Annotated in this window: 7 protein-coding genes; 4 read left to right on the forward strand and 3 right to left on the reverse strand. The window is 74.7% G+C overall.

What is annotated here, in order from left to right; all coding sequences use genetic code 11:
- Positions 1-40 precede the first annotated feature (40 nt).
- From J7E93_RS17755 to J7E93_RS17770, 4 genes are all read left to right on the forward strand, one after another.
- On the forward strand, positions 41-1,345 hold the full coding sequence (locus tag J7E93_RS17755) for an NYN domain-containing protein (protein WP_215070550.1): 1,305 nt from the start codon (positions 41-43) through the stop codon (positions 1,343-1,345).
- Positions 1,346-1,382: 37 nt separating this feature from the next.
- Complete coding sequence (locus J7E93_RS17760) at positions 1,383-2,354, forward strand: ABC transporter ATP-binding protein (RefSeq protein ID WP_215070548.1); 972 nt, start codon at positions 1,383-1,385, stop codon at positions 2,352-2,354.
- 76 nt (positions 2,355-2,430) lie between these two features.
- Positions 2,431-3,258 carry an ABC transporter permease gene (locus J7E93_RS17765; protein WP_215070535.1) on the forward strand — a complete coding sequence of 276 codons (828 nt, stop codon included), beginning with the start codon at positions 2,431-2,433 and terminating at the stop codon, positions 3,256-3,258.
- 34 nt (positions 3,259-3,292) lie between these two features.
- Positions 3,293-3,928: a DUF2567 domain-containing protein gene (locus J7E93_RS17770; protein ID WP_215070537.1), complete on the forward strand. Its 636-nt coding sequence runs from the start codon at positions 3,293-3,295 to the stop codon at positions 3,926-3,928.
- Between the two features lie 125 nt (positions 3,929-4,053).
- Here J7E93_RS17770 and ybaK read toward each other — a convergent pair whose 3' ends face one another.
- The 3 genes from ybaK to J7E93_RS17785 form a co-directional block, all read right to left on the reverse strand.
- Positions 4,054-4,557: a Cys-tRNA(Pro) deacylase gene (gene ybaK / locus J7E93_RS17775; protein ID WP_215070539.1), complete on the reverse strand. Its 504-nt coding sequence runs from the start codon at positions 4,555-4,557 to the stop codon at positions 4,054-4,056.
- Between the two features lie 13 nt (positions 4,558-4,570).
- Positions 4,571-5,308 carry an LON peptidase substrate-binding domain-containing protein gene (locus J7E93_RS17780; RefSeq protein WP_215070540.1) on the reverse strand — a complete coding sequence of 246 codons (738 nt, stop codon included), beginning with the start codon at positions 5,306-5,308 and terminating at the stop codon, positions 4,571-4,573.
- A 5-nt stretch (positions 5,309-5,313) separates the two neighbouring features.
- Positions 5,314-6,235 (reverse strand): hypothetical protein (locus J7E93_RS17785; protein WP_251066689.1); only part of this gene is annotated, 922 nt, incomplete at its 5' end.

Consider the following 6,235-nt stretch of genomic DNA (forward strand, 5'->3'; position numbering starts at 1 on the left):
CAACTCCCGATCCCGAGGTTCCCGAAAGAGGGTGGAACACGTGGACCGCTGCGTCGTTCTCGTGGACGCCGGCTATCTGCTGGGCGCCGCCGCGAGCCTCCTCGCCGGGGAACCGGCCCGCTCCCGGATCACCGTCGACCACGCCGCCCTCATCCAGGGACTCCGTGAACGGGCCGAGGCGGACACCGAGCAGCCGCTGCTGCGCATCTACTGGTTCGACGGCGCGCCCGACCGGGTGCCCCAGCCCGAGCACCGCAGGCTGCGCGTGATGCCCCGGGTCACCGTCCGGCTGGGCGCCCTGACCCGCAGCGACGGCCGCTGGGCCCAGAAGGGTGTCGACGCGGCCATGCACGCCGAGCTCACCGAGCTGGCCAGGAACCGTGCCTGCTCCGACGTGGTCCTGGTGACCGGCGACGGCGACCTGCTGCCCGGCCTGATGTCCGCGAAGGAACACGGCGTCGCCGTCCACCTCTGGGCCGTCCAGGCCGCCGACGGCGACTACAACCAGTCCGAGGACCTGGTCGCCGAGGCCGACGAGCGCCGGGTCCTCGACCGCGCCTGGATCACCCGCGCCGTCCGGGCCAAGGACCTCACCGGTATCTGCGCGCCCCCGCCCGCCCCGCGCCCCGAGATCGCCGCGATCCTCTCCGCCCCGCTGCCCGAGTCGGCGCTCGCCGCCTCCGCCGAACGGGCCGCCGAGGCGGCAGCGGCGGCCGCCGTACGGAACGGGACCCGGGCGCCCGCGCCCGGCGCCCCCTCGGAGCCCGCATCCTCCTCCGCCTCCGCCACCGCGTCCGCCGAGAACGGATCGGCCACCGGCGTCCCCGCACCGGCCACGGGAAAGGGCGTCCCCACCCCCAAGGACCTCGCGGCACTGCGCGCCCCCGGCGCCCCGGCCCCCGCCCCCCAGCCCGCCGGCGCCACCCTCCGCTGGTCCTCGGACAAGGGCTGGATCGAACGCCCCGGCGGCAGCGCGCTCGGCGAGCCCCCCGAGACCGCCTCCCTGCCCACCCTCGCCCAGCTCACCAGCGCCGAGCAGCGGTGGGCCGACCGTGAGGAGGACATCACCACCGTCGGCGGCGACCCCTTCGAGGTCGGACAGGTGTTCGCCCGACGGTGGATGGAACGGCTCCCCGAGCAGAGCCACGTCCAGAAGCTGTCCACGATGTACCCACGCATCCCGCACCGCATCGACGGCGAACTGCTCCGGTACGCGGCGAGGTTCGGCCTGCTCGCCCACAAGGACGACCAGATCGACGAGCACGACCGGTACGCCATCAGGGCCGGATTCTGGCGCGAGATCGACGTCCGGGCCGCAGCGGAACACGCCCCCGCGGGGGAGTAGGCGGCAGGACCCCGTAGGCTCATCCCTCGTGAGTACGGTGTGCGTGGTGCGGGATCTGGTCAAGACGTACCCCGCCGCGCGCGGCAGGCGAGGAGCGCCCGCGACCCCCGAGATCCGCGCCACCGACGGCATCAGCCTCGATGTGCGCGGCGGCGAGATCTTCGGTCTGCTCGGGCCCAACGGCGCCGGCAAGTCCACGCTCGTGCGTCAGCTGACCGGACTGATGCGCCCCGACTCCGGCACGGTCCGGATGCTCGGCCACGATCTCGTACGCCACCCGGAACGGGCCTCTCGGCTTCTCGCCCACCTCGGCCAGGAGTCCACCGCACTCGACGAACTGACCGTCGCGCTCGCCGCCGAGACAACCGGGCGGCTGCGCGGGCTCTCCGCCCGTGACGCCCGGGCCGAGCGGGACGCGGTCCTGGACGAACTGGGCCTCACCGCCCTCGCCGCCCGCCCCCTGAGGAAGCTCTCCGGCGGACAGCGCCGACTGGCCTGCGTCGCCGCCGCCCTCGTCGGCGAGCGGCCGGTCCTGGTCCTCGACGAGCCCACCACCGGCATGGACCCGCTCGCCCGGCGAGCCGTCTGGTCGGCCGTCGACCGGCGGCGCGCCGAACACGGCACCACGGTGCTGCTCGTCACCCACAACGTGATCGAGGCCGAGACCGTACTGGACCGGGTCGCCGTCCTCGAACGCGGCCGGGTCATCGCCTGCGACACCCCGGCCGGACTGAAAGAACGCGTCGCCGGAGAGGTCCGAGTCGACCTGGTCTGGCGCGAACACCCACCGCTGGAGGTCCCCGAGGTCGCCGCGCTGCGGCAACTGGCCCAGGAATCGGGGCGGCGCTGGACCCTCCGGCTGGCCCCGGACGAGGCCCGGGCGGCGGTCGCGGCGGTGACGGGAGGGGCGGCGTTCGCCGCCCTGGACGACTTCACGCTGGCGACGCCGAGCCTGGAGGACGTGTATCTGGCGCTGGGCGGCGCGACCGAGGGACTGGTGAAGGCGTGAAGGACCGACCGATCGACGGGCGGCCGGCCGACGGCGTGAGGGATCGCTTGAGCCCGAGTGACAGGAGCAGTACGCAGTGAGCATCGTGCCCGCCGAGGCCCTGTCGACCGGGGCGCTCCCGGCCCCGGTGCGGGGTGACGAGGACGGCGCCGCGCCCCTCGCCCCGCGCGCCCGGCTGCTGCCGGCCCTCGCCGCCGTGTACCGCGCACAGCTCTCGCGCGCCCGGGTCTCCCGTATTCCGCTGCTCTTCGTGGCGACGTTCCAGTCCGTCGGGATCATGGTCCTCATGCGCGGGGTCGTCGACGGCGGCTCGGAGGCGCGGGCCGTCGTGGCCGGCTCGGCCGTCCTCGTCGTCGCCTTCGTCGCCCTCAACCTGCTCGCCCAGTACTTCGGGCAGCTGCGGGCGGGCGGCGGCCTCGACCACTACGCCACGCTGCCGGTGCCGCCCGCGGCCGTGGTGCTCGGCGCGGCCGGGGCCTACGCCTCCTTCACCGTGCCGGGGACGGTCGTGACGGCCGTCATCGGCTCGCTTCTCTTCGGGCTGCCGCTCGGGCATCTGTGGATCCTCGCGGCCGTCGTCCCGCTCTCGGGCGCCGCACTCGCGGGGCTCGGCGCGGCGCTCGGGCTGCTGGCACCCCGCCAGGAGCTGGCCACGTTGCTGGGCCAGCTCGGCATGTCGGCGGCGCTGCTGCTCGGCGTCCTGCCGGCGGAGCGGCTGCCGGGACCGATCGGCTGGGCGCGGGACCTGCTGCCGTCGACGTACGGGGTGGAGGCACTGGCCAGGACCTTCGATCCGCACCCGGACTGGGCCGCGGTCGGCCTCGACCTCGCGGTGTGCGGGGCGGTCGGGGTCGTGTCGCTGGCGGTCGCGACGTGGGCGTACCGGCGGGCGGCGGTCCGCTGAGGCGGCGGCGGTCCGCACCTGGCACGATGGCGGGGTGACCGCACCTCTGACACCGCCTCACCAGCCACCGCCGCACGACTCCGACGGATGGCCGGCGCCGTATCCTCCGCTGCCCGAGTCCGACGGCGCCCCGAGCGTGGCGACGGAGCTCCGGCAGGCTTCCGTGGTGGCCGCCGTCTCGACGGTCGCCGGAGTGGCGCTGGGGCTGCTGTGGCTGTGGCTGGCTCCGCGGGTGCCGCTGATCTCGGACGGCAAGGCGGTGTTCCTGCGCCACAGCGAGGGGGAGTCGGCGATCGGGGCGGACGGCACGTTCGTGCTGCTCGCCCTCGCGTTCGGGGCGGTCGCGGCGGGCCTCGTCCTCCTCTTCCACCGGCACGGCGGCGTGGCCCTGGTGCTCGCGCTCGCGGTCGGAGGCGTGCTGGGGTCGCTGCTGGGATGGGGCGTGGGGACGTTCCTGGGCCCGACGCACGACGTGGTGGGGCATGCGAAGGCGGTGGGGGTCAACGTGGAGTTCGACGCGCCTCTGAAGCTGGAGATGTGGGCCGGCGCGATGCTGGCGTGGCCGATCGCGGCGATGATCGTCCACCTCGCCCTGACGGCCCTCTTCGGCCCCCACGACCCGGAACCGGAGTGGCCCGCGCCGGAGACCCACACACCGCCGGCGCCGTAACGGCCGACGCGCCCGGCCGACCGGGCCGGTCATGACCTACGTGCTCATGACCTACGTGCTCATGACCTACGCGCTCATGACCTACGCGCTCATGACCTCGGGCGGCCGACTGGCGCCGTCATGACCTATGCGCGGCCGATCGGGGCCACGACCGCCGAGGTCAGGGTCGCCAGGTCCGAGGGGGTCACTTCGACCTCCAGGCCGCGGCGGCCCGCCGAGACGCAGATGGTGGCGTGGCCGGAGGCCGACGCGTCCAGGACCGTGCGCAGGCGCTTGCGCTGACCCAGCGGGGAGATGCCGCCGCGGACGTAACCCGTGGTGCGTTCGGCCGCGGCCGGGTCCGCCATGGCCGCCCGCTTGCCGCCGACCGCCGAGGCGAGCGCCTTCAGGTCCAGCTGGCCCGCGACCGGGACGACCGCGACCGTCAGTTCGCCGTCGACGTCCGCGACCAGGGTCTTGAAGACCCGGTCGGGGGAGACGCCGAGCGCCTCCGCCGCCTCCTCGCCGTACGAGGGCGACGCCGGGTCGTGCTCGTAGGAGTGGAGAGTGAACGGGGTCCCGGACGCGGTCAGGGCCACCGTCGCCGGGGTGCCGCCGCCGTTCGCCTGCTTCTTCTGCTTCTTCGCCAACAGGACTCCTCCGTCAGTTCGGGCTCGTCGGCGCCCGCGTCAGGTCCACCGCCGGAAGCGACGGCAGATGCCGCAGCACCGCCGTCTCCGCCCGCAGCAGCGTCAGTTCCTCCCGCAGCCGCGTCGCCGTGTCGGGCGCCTGCAGCAGCCGCTGCTTCGCCGGGGTGTCCAGCACCGCCGCAGCGGCGACCAGGTACGACACCACCGACGGGTCGTCCGGCAGCTCACTCGTCGTCAGTGACCGCTCCCGCGCTCCCGCCAGCCGCTTCTGGTAGTTCCGGAACGCCCGCAGCACGCCCTCGGCGAGCGTGCCCGCCTCTTCGCCCTGCTCCTCCGGGATCTCCTCCACCTCGGCCACCAGGAACGGCCCGCTCGCGTCCACCGACAGCAGCTTCACCCGGGTGGTGCCGGTGACCATCACCTCGAAGCTGCCGTCCGCGCGCTCCCGGATCGACGCCGCGTCGGCGACGCAGCCGACCCGGTGGAAGGCCTGGATGGGGTCGGAGCCGAACCCCGCGGCGGGCCCCTTCTCCGGCTGTGCCGTCGGGTCGGGCATGCCCGGAGCGGTCGGCGCGACCTCACGGCCGTCGCGGATCGCGACGACGGCGAAGCGGCGCGGCTCCGACTCGTCGGTCTTGAGCAGCTCGCGCATCATGGCGCGATAACGCTCCTCGAAGACGTTCAGGGGCAGCACGAGGCCCGGGAACAGCACCGCGTTGAGCGGGAAGAGAGGCAGGCGAGCGGTGGTCACAGCGGTCAAGCGTAATGGCCGCCGGGACCGCGTCGTCCGGCCCGTCCGCACCGGGCTGCCCGGCCGGCTCCGCGCCAGGCTCCGCTCAGCGGCATCGTGCGGGCGACTTCCGCCCGTACGCCGTCCCGCGCGTCCAGGAAACGTCCGAGCGGATCCTCCCCGACGAAGGCCCACGGAAAGGACGTGGCGTACGGCCCGATCCTGCGGAACTCCTCCAGCGCGTCCGGCCAGCGTCCCCTCCGGAGCAGCACGCACACCAGCAGATTGCGGACCTCGGCGGGCCAGGGATCGCCCGCCGGATACTCCCGCGACAGCGCGATGCCCCGGTCCGCCGCCTCGTCGATCCGCTCCTCCTGCAGGGGCAGGGAGCCGGTGAGGAGCTGGGCGAAGGCGGCGCGTAGGGGCAGGGCCTGGACGAGCGAGCCGGGCAGCGCGTCCTCCGCTGCCTGCTCGGCGAAGTCCAGGCACTCGCGGTGCGAGCCGTACCACTGGGCCGAGAGGTACTTCAGGGCGGCGACATGGCAGCCGTAGTGGTGCGGCGAGCGGCGTACGGCCTGTTCCCACAGCGACTCGAAGGCCGTGTGCGCGGCGTGGGTGCCGCGCGCGTGGTCGAGCGCGAGCCGCCACGGCACCGGGTCGCGCGGCGAAGCCTCGGCGGCGGCGTCGATCAGCGGCCCGAGCTCGCGCAACCGCTCCGCGCGGGCCGGCGACTCCCAGGCCCTGCGCACCGCGAGCTCCGCCTTGACGAGCAGCGCGTCCGGATCGCGGGGCGCGGCGGCCAGCCACTGGGCCAGCCACTCGTCACGGCTGTACGCGAACGTGGCCAGCCGCGCCACGTAACGGTCCCGGTTCTCCCACTCGGCGGCGTCCCGGGTCGTCGCGAGCAGCTCGGCCGCGGGCTCGGGGTCGGCCAGGGCCGCCGCCACG

This window comes from Streptomyces sp. ISL-36, from assembly GCF_018614205.1.
Taxonomy (GTDB): domain Bacteria; phylum Actinomycetota; class Actinomycetes; order Streptomycetales; family Streptomycetaceae; genus Streptomyces.